The organism is Acinetobacter bereziniae LMG 1003 = CIP 70.12, from assembly GCF_000368925.1.
GTDB lineage: Bacteria > Pseudomonadota > Gammaproteobacteria > Pseudomonadales > Moraxellaceae > Acinetobacter > Acinetobacter bereziniae.
Genome location: NZ_KB849754.1, coordinates 211498 through 227126, shown reverse-complemented (window position 1 = coordinate 227126; position 15629 = coordinate 211498). Strand labels below are relative to the sequence as shown.

Annotated in this window: 21 protein-coding genes and 2 pseudogenes; 8 read left to right on the top strand and 15 right to left on the bottom strand. The window is 48.4% G+C overall.

What is annotated here, in order from left to right:
* Window positions 1-94 precede the first annotated feature (94 nt).
* The gene (locus F938_RS01265; protein ID WP_001120888.1) at window positions 95-1588 is read left to right on the top strand and encodes an IS91-like element ISCR2 family transposase; all 1494 of its coding nucleotides are present in this window, start codon (window positions 95-97) and stop codon (window positions 1586-1588) included.
* Between the two features lie 175 nt (window positions 1589-1763).
* Here F938_RS01265 and F938_RS01260 read toward each other — a convergent pair whose 3' ends face one another.
* From F938_RS01260 to merT, 11 genes are all read right to left on the bottom strand, one after another.
* Entirely contained in the window at window positions 1764-2066 is a 303-nt protein-coding gene (locus F938_RS01260; RefSeq protein ID WP_000251875.1) for a phosphoglucosamine mutase, read from the bottom strand.
* 86 nt (window positions 2067-2152) lie between these two features.
* A complete protein-coding gene (gene sul2 / locus F938_RS01255; protein ID WP_001043260.1) occupies window positions 2153-2968 on the bottom strand; it encodes a sulfonamide-resistant dihydropteroate synthase Sul2 in 816 nt (271 codons plus the stop codon).
* A 187-nt stretch (window positions 2969-3155) separates the two neighbouring features.
* Window positions 3156-3458 carry a metalloregulator ArsR/SmtB family transcription factor gene (locus tag F938_RS01250; RefSeq protein WP_005028600.1) on the bottom strand — a complete coding sequence of 101 codons (303 nt, stop codon included), beginning with the start codon at window positions 3456-3458 and terminating at the stop codon, window positions 3156-3158.
* Between the two features lie 44 nt (window positions 3459-3502).
* Entirely contained in the window at window positions 3503-3931 is a 429-nt protein-coding gene (gene arsC / locus F938_RS01245) for an arsenate reductase (glutaredoxin) (RefSeq protein WP_004733243.1), read from the bottom strand.
* A gap of 179 nt (window positions 3932-4110) precedes the next feature.
* Window positions 4111-4323, bottom strand: a complete 213-nt coding sequence (locus F938_RS23590; protein ID WP_000993245.1) for a DUF3330 domain-containing protein — start codon at window positions 4321-4323, stop codon at window positions 4111-4113.
* Between the two features lie 65 nt (window positions 4324-4388).
* Window positions 4389-4625 carry a broad-spectrum mercury transporter MerE gene (gene merE / locus F938_RS01240; RefSeq protein WP_001087807.1) on the bottom strand — a complete coding sequence of 79 codons (237 nt, stop codon included), beginning with the start codon at window positions 4623-4625 and terminating at the stop codon, window positions 4389-4391.
* Window positions 4622-4987: a mercury resistance co-regulator MerD gene (merD, locus tag F938_RS01235; RefSeq protein WP_001277463.1), complete on the bottom strand. Its 366-nt coding sequence runs from the start codon at window positions 4985-4987 to the stop codon at window positions 4622-4624. The genes merE and merD overlap by 4 nt, the downstream gene beginning before the upstream one ends.
* Before the next feature lie 17 nt (window positions 4988-5004).
* On the bottom strand, window positions 5005-6690 hold the full coding sequence (gene merA, locus F938_RS01230; protein WP_004644736.1) for a mercury(II) reductase: 1686 nt from the start codon (window positions 6688-6690) through the stop codon (window positions 5005-5007).
* A 38-nt stretch (window positions 6691-6728) separates the two neighbouring features.
* Window positions 6729-7154: an organomercurial transporter MerC gene (gene merC, locus F938_RS01225; protein ID WP_000522996.1), complete on the bottom strand. Its 426-nt coding sequence runs from the start codon at window positions 7152-7154 to the stop codon at window positions 6729-6731.
* Window positions 7155-7181: 27 nt separating this feature from the next.
* Entirely contained in the window at window positions 7182-7457 is a 276-nt protein-coding gene (gene merP / locus F938_RS23580; RefSeq protein WP_004178136.1) for a mercury resistance system periplasmic binding protein MerP, read from the bottom strand.
* A gap of 13 nt (window positions 7458-7470) precedes the next feature.
* Entirely contained in the window at window positions 7471-7821 is a 351-nt protein-coding gene (merT, locus tag F938_RS01215) for a mercuric ion transporter MerT (protein WP_001294659.1), read from the bottom strand.
* A gap of 71 nt (window positions 7822-7892) precedes the next feature.
* Between merT and merR the strand changes: the two genes are divergently transcribed.
* Window positions 7893-8348 (top strand): Hg(II)-responsive transcriptional regulator, encoded by a 456-nt coding sequence (gene merR, locus F938_RS01210; protein WP_001166628.1) that lies wholly within the window; start codon window positions 7893-7895, stop codon window positions 8346-8348.
* A gap of 122 nt (window positions 8349-8470) precedes the next feature.
* On the opposite strand, the gene F938_RS01205 is transcribed toward merR, so the two are convergent.
* Complete coding sequence (locus tag F938_RS01205) at window positions 8471-9175, bottom strand: IS6-like element IS1007 family transposase (RefSeq protein ID WP_001067793.1); 705 nt, start codon at window positions 9173-9175, stop codon at window positions 8471-8473.
* Window positions 9176-9783: 608 nt separating this feature from the next.
* Between F938_RS01205 and F938_RS01200 the strand changes: the two genes are divergently transcribed.
* Entirely contained in the window at window positions 9784-10140 is a 357-nt protein-coding gene (locus F938_RS01200) for a type II toxin-antitoxin system RelE/ParE family toxin (RefSeq protein ID WP_000269911.1), read from the top strand.
* Window positions 10133-10435, top strand: coding sequence for a helix-turn-helix domain-containing protein (locus F938_RS01195; RefSeq protein ID WP_001140620.1), 303 nt, complete (start codon window positions 10133-10135; stop codon window positions 10433-10435). Before F938_RS01200 ends, F938_RS01195 begins: the two co-directional genes overlap by 8 nt.
* Before the next feature lie 41 nt (window positions 10436-10476).
* On the opposite strand, the pseudogene F938_RS01190 reads toward F938_RS01195, so the two are convergent.
* Both F938_RS01190 and cadR read right to left on the bottom strand, forming a co-directional pair.
* Window positions 10477-10638 (bottom strand): annotated as a pseudogene (locus tag F938_RS01190) (IS6 family transposase); the annotation flags it as partial.
* Between the two features lie 93 nt (window positions 10639-10731).
* On the bottom strand, window positions 10732-11124 hold the full coding sequence (gene cadR / locus F938_RS01185; protein WP_004281856.1) for a Cd(II)/Pb(II)-responsive transcriptional regulator: 393 nt from the start codon (window positions 11122-11124) through the stop codon (window positions 10732-10734).
* Between the two features lie 90 nt (window positions 11125-11214).
* On the opposite strand from cadR, the gene F938_RS01180 reads away from it, so the two are divergent.
* The 4 genes and pseudogenes from F938_RS01180 to F938_RS01170 all read left to right on the top strand — a co-directional run bounded on the left by F938_RS01180 (window position 11215) and on the right by F938_RS01170 (window position 15097).
* Window positions 11215-12495: a cation efflux transmembrane domain-containing protein gene (locus tag F938_RS01180; protein WP_004910216.1), complete on the top strand. Its 1281-nt coding sequence runs from the start codon at window positions 11215-11217 to the stop codon at window positions 12493-12495.
* 63 nt (window positions 12496-12558) lie between these two features.
* Complete coding sequence (locus tag F938_RS01175; protein WP_005028599.1) at window positions 12559-13263, top strand: IS6-like element IS1006 family transposase; 705 nt, start codon at window positions 12559-12561, stop codon at window positions 13261-13263.
* 902 nt (window positions 13264-14165) lie between these two features.
* Window positions 14166-14305 (top strand): annotated as a pseudogene (locus F938_RS24920) (cation diffusion facilitator family transporter); the annotation flags it as partial.
* 177 nt (window positions 14306-14482) lie between these two features.
* Window positions 14483-15097 (top strand): thiol:disulfide interchange protein DsbA/DsbL, encoded by a 615-nt coding sequence (locus F938_RS01170; protein WP_004281881.1) that lies wholly within the window; start codon window positions 14483-14485, stop codon window positions 15095-15097.
* Window positions 15098-15446: 349 nt separating this feature from the next.
* Here F938_RS01170 and F938_RS01165 read toward each other — a convergent pair.
* The coding region (locus tag F938_RS01165) for an integrase core domain-containing protein (protein WP_005028598.1) at window positions 15447-15629 on the bottom strand (183 nt) is incomplete at its 5' end.

Here is a 15629-nt window from a genome sequence, read left to right as displayed (position 1 = left end):
TGTCTAGCAACGGCAGGCATTTCGGCTGAGGGTAAAAGAACTTTCCGCTAAGCGATAGACTGTATGTAAACACAGTATTGCAAGGACGCGGAACATGCCTCATGTGGCGGCCAGGACGGCCAGCCGGGATCGGGATACTGGTCGTTACCAGAGCCACCGACCCGAGCAAACCCTTCTCTATCAGATCGTTGACGAGTATTACCCGGCATTCGCTGCGCTTATGGCAGAGCAGGGAAAGGAATTGCCGGGCTATGTGCAACGGGAATTTGAAGAATTTCTCCAATGCGGGCGGCTGGAGCATGGCTTTCTACGGGTTCGCTGCGAGTCTTGCCACGCCGAGCACCTGGTCGCTTTCAGCTGTAAGCGTCGCGGTTTCTGCCCGAGCTGTGGGGCGCGGCGGATGGCCGAAAGTGCCGCCTTGCTGGTTGATGAAGTACTGCCTGAACAACCCATGCGTCAGTGGGTGTTGAGCTTCCCGTTTCAGCTGCGTTTCCTGTTTGCCAGCCGGCCCGAGATCATGGGGTGGGTGCTGGGCATCGTTTACCGCGTCATTGCCACGCACCTGGTCAAGAAAGCGGGCCATACCCACCAAGTGGCCAAGACGGGCGCGGTCACCCTGATCCAGCGTTTTGGATCGGCGCTCAATCTGAATGTTCACTTCCACATGCTGTTTCTCGACGGTGTGTATGTCGAGCAATCCCACGGCTCAGCGCGTTTCCGCTGGGTCAAGGCGCCGACCAGCCCAGAGCTCACCCAGCTGACGCACACCATCGCCCACCGGGTGGGTCGCTATCTGGAACGGCAAGGCCTGCTGGAACGGGATGTCGAAAACAGCTATCTGGCCTCGGATGCGGTGGATGACGACCCGATGACACCCCTGCTGGGGCACTCGATCACTTACCGTATCGCTGTCGGTTCACAGGCGGGGCGAAAGGTGTTCACTTTGCAAACTCTGCCGACCAGTGGTGATCCGTTCGGTGACGGGATTGGCAAGGTAGCCGGGTCCAGCCTGCACGCCGGCGTGGCGGCCAGGGCCGATGAACGCAAGAAGCTCGAACGGCTGTGCCGGTACATCAGCCGCCCGGCGGTATCCGAGAAGCGGCTGTCGTTAACACGAGGCGGCAACGTGCGCTACCAGCTCAAGACGCCGTACCGGGACGGCACCACGCACGTCATTTTCGAACCATTGGATTTCATTGCAAGGCTGGCCGCCCTGGTACCGAAGCCCAGAGTCAACCTAACCCGCTTCCACGGGGTGTTCGCACCCAACAGTCGGCACCGGGCGTTGGTCACGCCGGCAAAACGGGGCAGGGGCAACAAGGTCAGGGTGGCTGATGAACCGGCAACACCAGCACAACGGCGAGCGTCGATGACATGGGCGCAACGGCTCAAGCGTGTTTTCAATATCGACATCGAGACCTGCAGCGGCTGCGGCGGCGCCATGAAAGTCATCGCCTGCATTGAAGACCCTATAGTGATCAAGCAGATCCTTGATCACCTGAAGCACAAAGCCGAAACCAGCGGGACCAGGGCGTTACCCGAAAGCCGGGCGCCACCGGCTGAGCTGCTCCTGGGTCTGTTTGACTGACGAGCCTGAAGGCCAACGATACCAATCAAAATGCTGCGTTCACAGCGCCGCGGCAGGGATCCGCCGTGCTGGTTGTCGGAAAAGGAGCCGCTAGTGGGAAAGAGGAGGGTAAATTTTCAGCGTTGCTGGCTCCCCGTCAGCCGGATTGGGTTGCATCGCAGGGGTGTCGAAAGAGTCAACTGCGGTCCAAAGCTGTTGGACTTGGGTGAAAAGGGCGTTTATTCTTCCTATACGTTGTCGGCAGCGGGCCAAAAAGGAATACGTCCATGCCCATCGAGGTGAAACCGGCTGTGAGCGCGGGTTCAAGCATATAGCCCGACAGGCGCGTATCCTTGCCGATCACGACACGATGGCGGTGGTCACCGCGACGAAAGACACGGCCAGCCGCCATGCCGACGCGCAAGGCGGTTTCCGCCGTCATCGCGCCTTCGTTGGCTTTGCCACGAATACCGTCTGTGCCGAAATATTTGCGCACCATAAGGTCGATTATCCTGTCGTCGGGTCGCCCTCAAAGGGGACATGCCTGCTGAACCGCGAATATAGAGAAATATCCCGAATGTGCAGTTAACGAATTCTTGCGGTTTCTTTCAGCGCCGCCAATACCGCCAGCCCGTCGCGCAAGGGGCGCGGCTCGTGTGTGCGGATGAAGTCAGCTCCACCTGCGGCGGCGGCAAGCTCTGCAGCGAGTGTCGCGGCCCCGACATCCCCCGGACCACGGCCTGTGAGCGCGCGCAGAAAGGATTTGCGCGAAACAGACAGAAGCACCGGCAAATCGAAGCGCAGCCGCAATTCATCGAACCGCGCCAGCACCGAGAGCGAGGTTTCGGGAGCAGCCCCCAGAAAAAACCCCATGCCGGGATCAAGGACAAGGCGGTTGCGTTTGATACCGGCACCCGTCAGCGCCGCGATGCGCGCGTCAAAGAACGCCGCAATGTGATCCATGATGTCGCCAGCGGGTGCCTCGCGCCGATCTGCCTGCCCGTCTTGCACCGAATGCATAACGACGAGTTTGGCAGATGATTTCGCCAATTGCGGATAGAACGCAGCGTCTGGAAAACCGCGAATATCATTGAGATAGGCCACACCACGCGACAAGGCATAGGCTTGCGTCGCGGGTTGATAACTGTCGAGCGAGACGGGAATGCCATCTGCCTTGAGCGCGTCCAGCACCGGCGCGATACGCGCGATTTCTGTGTCGGACGAAACAGGCGCGGCGTCGGGATTGCTGGATGCCGGACCGAGGTCGATCACATCTGCCCCCTCGGCCATCAGCTTACGCGCCTGCGCAATGGCTGCGTCTGGCGCCAGATACCGGCCTCCATCGGAGAAACTGTCCGAGGTTATGTTGACGATGCCGAAAATGATGAGCGATTTATTCATGGGGGCTTCTATAATAATAATAATCGAGCATGAGTCTCATACGGATGCTCGGGTCGAAAGGGAATCCCCAGGCGAGTAACCTGTTTGCGGTGATCCATTAGCTGCAGGAGCAGAAGAGCATACATCTGGAAGCAAAGCCAGGAAAGCGGCCTATGGAGCTGTGCGGCAGCGCTCAGTAGGCAATTTTTCAAAATATTGTTAAGCCTTTTCTGAGCATGGTATTTTTCATGGTATTACCAATTAGCAGGAAAATAAGCCATTGAATATAAAAGATAAAAATGTCTTGTTTACAATAGAGTGGGCCTTGTCTGCGATCTTGAAGTAGCCCTGAAGCACGTAAAAGGGCTAAATGTCTTGAAATTTTAGGTTGACTGAGTTGTAGTTTTTCAGTCAAATCACATACACATAGTTCTTTATTTTCAACAATTAATGTCACTATATTGAGACGTGTTTCATCTGATAAGCATTTAAAAAAATTAACTTGATCCATATAAGTCTCCTTCACATTCTTTCCATTTAAGAGATGAGAAAGTGCTATTTAATTCTTTGGCCATTTTCATCAATAATTTTTTCACCATCTTCTTTGCTAAATGCGCCTTTCTGAGGAAACGGGAGAATATCCAAAACAACTTCAGAAGGACGACACAAACGTGTACCTAAATCCGTAACAACGAATGGGCGGTTAATCAAAATAGGATGTTGAAGCATAAAATTTAAAAGCTGTTCATCAGACCAATCTTCCCGAACAATTTCTAAATCAGAATATGGAGGTACATTTTTACGAATTGCTTCTCTAACACTTAAACCAGCACTACGAATAAGTTCAATTAATTCTGCTTTCGAAGGTGGGGTAATTAGATATTCAATAACGATTGGTTCAATTCCTGCATTTTGAATTAAAGCTAAGGTATTCCTTGATGTACCACACTCAGGATTGTGATAAATCTTTATGGTCGAGAACATTTTGACTGACTCTGCTATTAGAAACTCAGATATATTTATATATGTATTTCCACATATATGCAAATACATATATTGATTTTATTTAAATTACTTAATGTCAATAAATGTATATATATTCTTGCAAATTCTTATGAGTGAGAAAAAACTCGTTATTTAAATATGTAAATTTAGAGTATGCTTCAATCTGACGGCTGCGAACCGCCAGGGACAGGCGCAATGTCAGATTCTGTCGCGGCCTTGGCGCGTGCCTGGAAGCGTTCATAGCAATCCAGCCCGCAGAAATGTTCGACGTATTCCGCGCCTTCCGGGGTGAAGGCGGCATCGAGCGGAATTTCTTTGCAGCATACGCAGCAGGTGGTGCAACTGGCAGTGTTCGGGGCGTTTGCGTTCATGGTGGTACTCCTCCAGATTGGTAGCGAAGCTCAAAGCTGCCCACTCTCGGCTGGCTGGGAAGCGGTCATGATCTTCCCTTGAAGGCCCGCAGCAGCCGCGTCACAGACAGGACAAACAAGCCGGTCAGCGTGAGGGCTGCAATACCCCAGTGCTCCCCGATGAACGCGCCGGCCGTCGTGCCGGCTAGCACAATGGCGAGAATCGGCAAATGGCAGGGACAGGTGAGCACGGCCAGCGCGCCCCACAAGTAGCCGGTGATCGGTTTGTGCGTCTCAGACGGCAAGTGCTCTGGGCTGTTCATGGCAGACTCTCCGCGTGCTGTGCCGGTTCGGTTGGCATGGCGGCCAGTTGCATTTCGAGGCTGGCCAGGGCCTCGCGCCGACGCTCGACGAGTTGCCGCAACACGGCAAGCTGCGCAGACGCACCGTCACCGTCCGCAGCATCCAGCGCCCGGCACAGCCGCGCCAGTGCGTCCAGGCCGATACCCGCTTCGAAGGCAGCCCGTACAAAGCGCAGCCGTTGCAACGCGGTGTCATCGAACAAGCCGTAGCCGCCCGTGGTGCACGCGACCGGCCGTAGCAATCCGCGCAGCAGGTAGTCGCGCACGATATGCACGCTCACCCCGGCATCAAGGGCCAGCCGGGACACTGTGTAGGCGCTCATTGAACACCTCCTTTTCCTCATCCGGCGCAGCACGAAAGCTGCTTCACGTCCTTGCTGAAGGTCTGCGCCGCGAGCTTCAGCCCTTCGACCATGGTCAGGTAGGGGAACAATTGGTCGGCCAGTTCCTGCACGGTCATACGGTTGCGAATGGCGAGCACCGCCGTCTGGATCAGTTCACCCGCTTCCGGGGCCACCGCTTGCACGCCGATGAGCCGTCCGCTACCTTCCTCGATGACCAGCTTGATGAAGCCGCGTGTGTCGAAGTTGGCAAGCGCACGCGGCACGTTGTCCAAGGTCAAGGTGCGACTGTCGGTCTCGATCCCGTCGTGATGTGCTTCCGCCTCGCTGTAGCCCACGGTGGCGACCTGCGGGTCGGTGAACACCACGGCCGGCATTGCGGTCAGGTCCAGGGCCGCATCGCCGCCAGTCATGTTGATCGCAGCACGGGTGCCGGCCGCTGCCGCCACATAGACGAACTGAGGCTGGTCGGTGCAGTCGCCAGCCGCATAAATGTGTGGCGTACTGGTGCGCATGCCCTTGTCGATGACGATGGCCCCCTGCGCATTGGCAGCGACTCCCGCCGCTTCCAATGCCAGGCTGCGCGTGTTCGGTGCCCTGCCAGTGGCGACCAGCAGCTGGTCGGCGCGTATTTCACCGTACCCGGTGGTCAGCACGAATTCGCCGTCCACATGCGCGACCTGGCTGGCTTGCGTGTGTTCCAATACCTTGATCCCTTCGGCACGGAACGCGGCTGTAACGGCCTCGCCGATGGCCGGGTCGTCGCGGAAGAACAGCGTGTTGCGAGCTAGGATCGTGACCTGGCTGCCCAGCCGGGCGAAGGCTTGCGCCAGTTCCAGCGCGACCACCGACGAGCCGATCACGGCTAGGCGTTCGGGAAGGGTGTCGCTGACCAGGGCCTCGGTCGAAGTCCAGTAGGGTGACTCTTTCAGGCCCGGAATCGGCGGCACGGCCGGGCTGGCACCCGTGGCGACTAAGCAGCGGTCGAAAGCTACCACGCGCTCGCCACCATCGTTTAAACGGACGACCAGGCTCTGCTCATCCTTGAAACGCGCCTCACCATGTACAACGGTGATGGCCGGGTTGCCGTCCAGAATGCCTTCGTACTTGGCATGGCGCAGTTCTTCGACGCGCGCCTGCTGCTGGGCCAGTAGTTTGCTGCGGTCAATCGCAGGCACAGTCGCCGCGATACCGCCGTCGAACGGACTTTCCCGACGTAAATGGGCGATGTGGGCGGCGCGAATCATGATCTTGGACGGCACGCAGCCGACGTTGACGCAGGTGCCGCCGATGGTGCCGCGCTCGATCAGCGAGACGTGCGCGCCTTGCTCGACGGCCTTCAGTGCTGCCGCCATTGCCGCGCCACCGCTACCAATGACGACGACCTGCAACGGGCGTTCGTTGCCACTGGGCTTATCAGCGGCCCCTATCCAGCCGCGCATCTTGTCGAGCAGGCCGGCGCGGTTGTCCGTCGGTGGCGCATCGGCAAGCGTTGCCTCGTAGCCCAGTCCGGCCACGGCGGTAGTCAGCGCATCCGATGACGTGCCCGCCTCAATGGCGAGTTGCGCTGTGCCCTTCGGATAGGACACCAGCGCCGATTGCACGCCGGGCACTTTCTCCAAGGCTTCCTTGACGTGAGCCGCGCACGAGTCGCAGGTCATCCCGGTGATTTTCAGGGTGGTCATGTATTTTTCCTTTTCTGTGGTGGCTACGGCTGTTGCCGTCAGCCACGTTGTTCTGGCAATTCACAGCTGTCCGGCCCGCAGCGGCGATGTGCTGGCGAGATGAAATCCCAGACCGACACCCCAACCATCAAGGCCAGGCCGACATAGAGCAGTCCACCGCTCTGCCAGCCGTAAGCCCGCATTAAAAACACCGCTGCCAGCACCAAGATCGGGCCTATCGTGCCGAGCGCCGTGCGTCGCCACTGTCGATGATTGAGCCAAGCGATAGCATTGGCGAGTAACGCGATGCCGGCGAACATCGGCAGCAGGATGCCAATGAATAGCCCCTCGTACTGGCTCAAGAAGCCCAGTCCGATGGCCGCGCCAAAGCTGGCGATGGCAGGAAAACAGGCGGCGCAGCCCATCGCGGAAACGACGCTGCCGAGCGCGCCGGTTTTGCCAGCGATGCGCGTGATGAGTCCCATGTGTCGCTCCCGAGTTCGGTTAACGGATCAGCGTTTGAGGCTGGACGGATAGCCCGCGTCCTCGGTCGCCTTGGTCAACTTCTGGACGTTGGTCTTGGCATCGTCGAAGGTGACGACGGCCTGGCGCTTGTCGAAACTTACGTCGGTCTTGCTCACGCCCTCAACCTTGGAAAGCGCGTGCTTGACAGTGATCGGGCAAGAGGCGCAGGTCATGCCAGGCACGGACAGCGTGACGGTCTGAGTGGCGGCGAACACGGGGGCAACGAAAGCGGCGAGAGCGAGGGAGGCAAACAGCTTTTTCATGATGAACTCCTGATTAGTAGAAAAATGGCATGACGTAGGGAAAACCAAGCGCGACCAAGACCAACACGGCGACGAACCAGAAAATGAGCTTGTAGGTGGTGCGCACTTGCGGAATCGCGCACACCTCGCCCGGCTTGCAGGCTGCGGTCGGTCGGACGATGCGCCGCCAGGCAAAGAACAGTGCAACCAGCGCCGCGCCGATGAAGATCGGCCGATACGGCTCCAATACCGTCAGGTTGCCGATCCATGCCCCGCTGAACCCCAAGGCGATCAAAACCAGCGGCCCCAGGCAGCAGGCCGACGCAAGAATGGCGGCCAGCCCACCGGCGAAGAGCGCGCCGCGCCCGTTTTGTGGTTCAGACATACGCTTGTCCTTTCAAATTTGGTTTGGATAGCTTAAGCTTACTTCCGTAGTTATGTACGGAGTCAAGCGATATGCAAATTAATTTTGAGAATCTGACCATTGGCGTTTTTGCCAAGGCGGCCGGGGTCAATGTGGAGACCATCCGGTTCTACCAGCGCAAGGGCCTGCTGCCGGAGCCAGACAAGCCCTATGGCAGCATTCGCCGCTATGGCGAGGCGGATGTAACACGAGTGCGGTTCGTGAAATCGGCCCAGCGGCTGGGCTTTAGCCTGGACGAAATCGCCGAGCTACTGCGGCTGGAGGATGGCACCCATTGCGAGGAAGCCAGCGGCCTGGCCGAGCACAAGCTCAAGGATGTGCGCGAGAAGATGGCCGACTTGGCACGCATGGAGGCCGTGCTGTCTGAACTGGTGTGCGCCTGCCATGCGCGGAAAGGGAACGTTTCCTGCCCGCTGATTGCGTCACTGCAAGACGGAACGAAGCTCGCTGCATCGGCGCGGGGGAGTCACGGGGTGACTACGCCTTAGCGTGCTTTATTTTCCGAATTCTGAGACGACCCCTAGATGCCTGGTCAAGACTGCATACTTGCAGTTTTGACGGCACTGTTGCAAATAGGGATCTGAGTCAATGATTTTCCCTTCAAAAAAGCTTAGAGACCGAAAACTCTATTTACTAGCCAAACTTCTCCTAGAATATTACCGTTATAAAATAATGAAGCTTGTCCTTTGCGTAGAGCACGCATAACCTCAATTCCTTTAATTGTGGCATAAGCCGTTTTCATAGACTTGAATCCCAACGTAGCCTTGATGATCCGTTTGAGCTTGCCATGATCACATTCAATCACGTTATTCTTGTATTTAATCTGTCGATGGTCCAGGTCTTCAGGACACTTTCCTTCCTGTTTTAGTCGCGACAAAGCACGGCCATAGGTATGAGCCTTATCAGTGTTTATGACTCGTGGAATCTGCCATTTTTTGACATGATTCAAAATCTTACCAAGAAAACAATAAGCTGAATGGGTATTTCGTCTAGCAGAAAGATAGAAATCAAGAGTATGGCCACGTTGGTCAACTGCACGGTATAGATATGCCCATTTGCCATTCACTTTTACGTAAGTTTCATCCAGATGCCATAAATGTCGATCTGTAGGATTACGCCAATACCAACGTAAACGTTTTTCCATTTCTGGAGCATAACGCTGAACCCAGCGATAAATTGTGGTGTGATCAACATTCACTCCACGTTCAGCGAGCATTTCCTGAAGTTCACGATAGCTGATGCCATATTTACAATACCAACGAACAGCCCAAAGAATGATTTCACCTTGAAAGTGCCGACCGTGGAAGGGATTCATCTGCTGTATCTCGAAATAAATAAGATATTTAGCTTATCATGTCAGCCTATTTGCAACAGTGCCCATTTTAAATGGTTTATCGCATAGACATTTTAATTGGTGAATAACAGTCTTTTTAAATAGTGTTATTTATCATATACTTGACACAATAAAACCAAAACCAAAAAGATCAGAAAACACACGCTTTCACAACTCGTGTTTTTTTAAGCAGATTTGTAATCTTTCGCCAATAAAATCGTCTAAAAAATGCTCAATTTTGGCATTTTCCCAATGTTCTCAGCTCTTCTAGGGCGAAAACTATCCCCAATTGCTGTGGATGAAATTTAGGCTATTTTGTACGCTTTGGCTCACATCAATCTCGGCCCTTTGCGGCTATCTGGAACAGTAGAATTTTCATATGATTAAGTGGTCAGGAACAGGAAGTTCCATATAATTAAAAATAAGCACCAGGATGGCGCTATATAAGACACGCAAGAGCACAGAGACCTAATGTTCCAATAAAAAACCCTGGCAGGATGCCGGGGTTTTTTATTGCCTATCATTTCTCATTTGCAAAACAAGCATAATGCCTCTAAAATATAGACTATAATCTATATTTTGGTTGTGGTATGTGGACAGTCATTACGACAGATCTATTTAATCAGTGGCTTGAACAGCAAGATGAATCTACTCAAGAGAAGGTCCTAGCTGCCCTGGTTGTTCTACAGCAGCAGGGGCCGAGTTTAGGCCGCCCTTTAGTAGATACTGTGTATGAGTCTAAATTTACCAATATGAAAGAACTGCGCGTTCAACATCGCGGTAGACCCTTAAGAGCTTTCTTCGCATTTGATCCCTTACGACAGGCTATTGTTCTATGTATTGCTGATAAAGGCGGTAAAAAGCGTTTTTATAAAGACATGCTGGATATTGCAGATGAACAATACCAACTTCATCTCACTACCCTAGGAGATAAATCTAATGGCTAAGACTCTGCAAGAATTGTTAGCTAGCCGCTCTCCAGAGAGCCAAGCCCGTATTCAAAAAATGGCTGATGAATTACTGCTAGAAAATCAGCTTCATCTTATTCGTGAAGAACTCGAAATTTCTCAAAAAGAGCTTGCTGAAACTTTGGGAATAAAACAGCCATCGCTTTCAGCAATAGAAAATCGTGGCAATGATCTTAAGATTTCAACCATGAAAAAGTATGTTGAGGCAATGGGTGGGAAGCTCCGTATTGATGTAGAGCTTCCAACAGGAAAACATATAGGATTCAACGTTTAACAATAAAAATGGGAGCTATAGGCTCCCATTTTTAGATTCGTATAACGTTGAACCCAACGGTAAATAGTCGTGTGATCAACATTCACACCCCGTTCGGCCAGCATTTCCTGCAGTTCACGATAGCTAATGCCATATTTACAATACCAGCGCACAGCCCAAAGAATGATTTCGCCCTGAAAATGCCGACCATGGAAAGGATTCATATGCTGCACCTTTAGCTAAAACAGTCTTCAGCTTACCATTCGTGGTTATTTGCAACAGTGCCGATTTTTTGAAAAAAGCATAGGTCTAGATAATCAAGCTAGATTTTTTAGAACTCCACATTGGTCAATTGTACATAAGCCATCACAAGTACCTCTTAAATCAGATAGTTGTTCAATAAGCTTTTGTTGCTTGATTATATTTTCTCTGATAGCACTGACATGTAAGTCAATTAATTCATTCACATCTGAACAATTTTTCTTGGGATTATCTTTATAGGTGAGTAATTGACGAATTTCATTCAAACTCATATTTAAAGTTCGGCAATTCAAAATAAACTTAATTCGCTCAACATAGCCTATATCGTAAAGGCGGTAATTTCCTTCCGTTCTTTCGGGTTCCGGAATTAAACCTTCCTTTTCATAAAACCTAATTGTTAATACTGAACATGAGGTTTTTTTAGAGAGTTCACCAATTTTTAAATGCATTGAGTTGGTATTTCCAAAAAATCTTGACTCTATAGTAACTATAGGGATTCTAATATTCAAAGTTTATAAATTTTTTTAATGGGTATAACTATGAGTGGCTGTGGATGTAGTAAAGAAACACCATGCGAAGATAAGAAATCTCAACAAGAAAATCATCCATCAATTGCAGAAGCAAGCAATTCAAAGAATTGTGATAATACGCCTAGCTGTTGTGGTGAAGAGGAAGAAGAAAAATCTTCATCTCCTTGCTGTAACACTTCAAACAGTTGTGAAGATACCGCTCAATCCTGTTGTGGTTCTGATCCCAAAGAAAATTTAAGCACTGAAAACGTTTTAAAAGATTCGCACTACATGAGTGAATACTTAGTTCCCAAAATGGATTGTTCTGCGGAAGAACAGATGGTTCGTATGGCGCTATCTTCAATTGATGGTGTTCAAAAACTCATCTTTGATTTACCTAACCGGTCTTTAAAGGTTCTACATAATCAAAAAGATGAAAATATAACTACCAAACTTGAAGCTTTGGGTTTTGGTGCAAAGCTTGTGAAGACTGAAACTTATATAAGCAATCAACAGGCTAAGCAAACAAGTACCTATACCATTCCTAAAATGGATTGCTCTGCTGAAGAGCAAATGGTCCGTATGGCTCTTGCAGATATTGAAGCAGTTAAAGGTCTTACTTTTGATCTTCCCAATCGAAAACTGAAAGTCTTCCATAATGAAGGGAGTCAGCAAATTACGGCCAAACTTGAAGGACTGGGTTTTGGGGCGAAACTTGATGAAACACAGCTTTCTACAGGCGATATACCTAATGAACCTGATCCTGTGAGACAAGCTAAAGTACTTAAACTGTTATTAGGCATTAATGCTCTACTGTTCTTTATAGAATTCATCAGCGGAATTATTGCTGCGTCTACAGGATTGATTGCTGATTCTCTAGATATGTTTGCCGATGCAGCCGTTTATGGTATTGCGCTATATGCCGTCGGAAAAGCTGCGAAATATCAAGTGAAAGCAGCCCATTTCGCAGGTTGGATTCAGTTATTACTTGCTGTCATCGTGATTATTGATGTCATTAGACGATTCATGTTTGGAAGCGAGCCAGAATCAACGCTCATGATTGTTATTGGCCTGCTCGCACTTATAGCTAACGTGACATGCTTATATCTTATTTCTGGTCATCGAGAAGATGGCGCACATATGAAAGCCAGTTGGATTTTCTCGGCGAATGACGTTGTGGTAAATATGGGCGTTATATTTGCCGGTGTACTCGTGGCGTGGACGGGATCAGCTTACCCAGACTTAATCATTGGCATCCTGGTTTCTTTATTCGTGCTTAATGGTGCTCGAAAGATTTTGGCTTTGAAGTAAGGGCACTGTTGCAAATAACCACGAATGGTAAGCTGAAGACTGTTTTAGCTAAAGGTGCAGCATATGAATCCTTTCCATGGTCGGCATTTTCAGGGCGAAATCATTCTTTGGGCTGTGCGCTGGTATTGTAAATATGGCATTAGCTATCGTGAACTGCAGGAAATGCTGGCCGAACGGGGTGTGAATGTTGATCACACGACTATTTACCGTTGGGTTCAACGTTATGCTCCTGAAATAGAAAAACGTTTACGCTGGTATTGGCGTAATCCTACAGATCTGAGCTCGTGGCATATTGATGAAACCTATGTAAAAGTGAATGGACGATGGTCTTATCTGTATCGTGCAGTCGATCAACGTGGCGATACCATTGATTTTTATCTTTCTTCTAGACGTAATACCAAATCAGCATATTGTTTTCTTGGAAAAATTTTAAATAATGTGAAGAAGTGGCAAATTCCACAAGTGATCAACACGGATAAAGCACCCACATATGTACGTGCTTTATCACGGTTAAAACGGGAAGGTAAATGTCCACCAGACCTTGAGCACAGGCAGATTAAGTATAAAAATAACGTGATTGAATGTGATCATGGCAAGCTAAAGCGGATCATCAGGGCCACATTAGGATTCAAATCTATGAAGACGGCTTATGCCACAATTAAAGGTATTGAAGTCATGCGTGCACTACGTAAAGGACAAGCATCGTCATTTTATTATGGTCAGCCTCAGGGTGAAGTGTGTCTAATCAACAGGGTTTTCGGTCTCTAAGTACTTTTTAAAGGGAACATCATCGACTCAAATCTCTATTTGCAACAGTGCCTAATTAAATCCCTTACAATTCAAATTTTTCAGCAACGACTTATCTTTGTTAAAATAGTATTAATTTATTTTTTTTAGGACAAACCTTAACAAAATTACAAATTTGTAATTTGGTTGTCATTTAGGTGTATATATCTAGGAATTAGTATATGAAGAAATTATTTTTTGGTCCAAGATATGATTAGATTCAATAATATATATATGAAGATTGTTTTAGTTATTTTTACTATAGTTTTTTCAACCAGTAGTTTTGCTGATGGGGGACTTCGTTTCTTAGAGAAAAATTTAGAAATAATTAACAATGAAAAAAGCAAAGGGTGTGAAGAGAATTAATTCAAAATTATAATGAAGCACATATAACTAGGAAAACTAAAAATTAGTTATTTTTAGTATGGTGTAACTAAGATTAATTAATTTTTTTAAATCGAATGATAAATATATTTATTGTTTTTAATTTATTCTTTACCATTTTCAAATTTTTAAATAATCCGAAAAGACTATTTTAAACTTTAGGGTTACATATGCTCCTATACATAGGCAGGAATAAATATGCAACTTAGTATATTTGCAACAATAGTACTGGAAAGATTCATGTAATAATGCTTAAAACTCTCTAATTAGTTAGGGAGGCATTGGAATTGGAGAAAGAAGTAAAGTGCCCACTAGCAAATGTGGTTATTGGAGGAATTATCTCATCAACCCTTCTTATGTTGGTTTTATTACCAATATTGTCCCGGTGGATAAATGAAAAGAAAGCTTCTTGACCAATTATAGTAAGCAATTTTTAGCAGAAATATTGAGGCTTACTCAAGTCTCTCAGCTAATCGTAAATAGAATAAGGAAACTATTGTATGTCAGAAGATCATTCTCAGAGCCACGCGGCTGTTACTGAAGAGAATAGTAAGAAGCTAATATTTACTGTAGGTTTGACCACTACGTTTTAATCGTAGAAATTATAACCGTTTTTATTACTCAAAGTTTAACTTTTGTGATTATCTAAAAACACATAGCGGTCGAATGGCCATATTAACTGACTTAAAATCAGTCGCATACTTTAATGTAGCGGTTCTGATAGCACAAAAGTTCGCAGCATGAAAACGGAACCGGCATAATTGATTTATAGTGAACCCATACACTAAGCATAATGATTTAGAGGACGATAATCCCAATGAAAAAATTCCTTTTAGGAGCTGTTGCCGCATCTGTTTTGGCCTTTTCAGGCAATGCTATGGCCAATTTTGTGGCAGGTCAGGACTATCAGGTGGTCGCAAAACCAGTCAAAGTCGAAAAACCGGGCAAAATTGAGGTACGTGAATTCTTCTGGTATGGCTGTGGTCACTGTTTCACGTTGGAACCGCATATGCAGGACTGGTTGAAAAAATTACCCAAAGATATCCGTTTTGTACGTACACCTGCTGCAATGAACCCGCTTTGGGAACAGGCTGCACGTGCTTATTATGTTTCAGAAGCCCTGGGTGTGCGTCAAAAAGCACATTTACAGTTATTCCATGATATTCATGACAAGCAGCGTCCAATTTTAGAACAGGCACAATTGGCCAAGTTCTATACCCGTTATGGTATTTCTGAAGAGAAATTTAACACGACTTATAAATCATTCCCGATTTCGTCAAAAATTGCTCAGGCAAAAAATTTGACTGCTCAATATCAGTTAAGCGGTGTACCAGCGGTGACCGTGAATGGTAAATATATTGTGCAGGGCAATGATGCCAAAGTAATTCAGGTGGTAAATTACCTGATTGAAAAAGAGCGTAAAGCCAAATAAGACGCGATTGATTATCTCTAAAAAAAACCTGCATCGAATCTGCAGGTTTTTTTATTTAAACTGGAGGAATGGTTATTTACGTCCTGACTGCCGGATCTGGTGTTTCTATCGGCGGGCGATACCAGTGTAAAATTCCTCGGAATAAGAGCTGCATCTGCAACACGCTTTGCGCTTTAAAGTCATGGGATTGAATATGAATCGTGGATTGTATCTTTACCAGTTCATACCCGATATCTTCATTCAGAAAATGAATTTTCCTTTCTATTTCAACACGCAGAATAATGTGGTTCCGTTAATTAGACCACTCAATTCAGTTTTATAAGTGATAAATCCGCTCTAAATATTTAAATTATGCTGCCATTACTTTTAGTAAATGTTGATCATAAAATTCATCCGGTGTTGCCTTATTCAAACTTGAATGAGGACGTATCATGTTATAAAAATCCAAATATTCAGCAATTGATTGTTTCGCTTGTTTAACCGTATCGTAAGCCTTCAAATAGACTTCCTCATGCTTCACGCTGCGCCATAA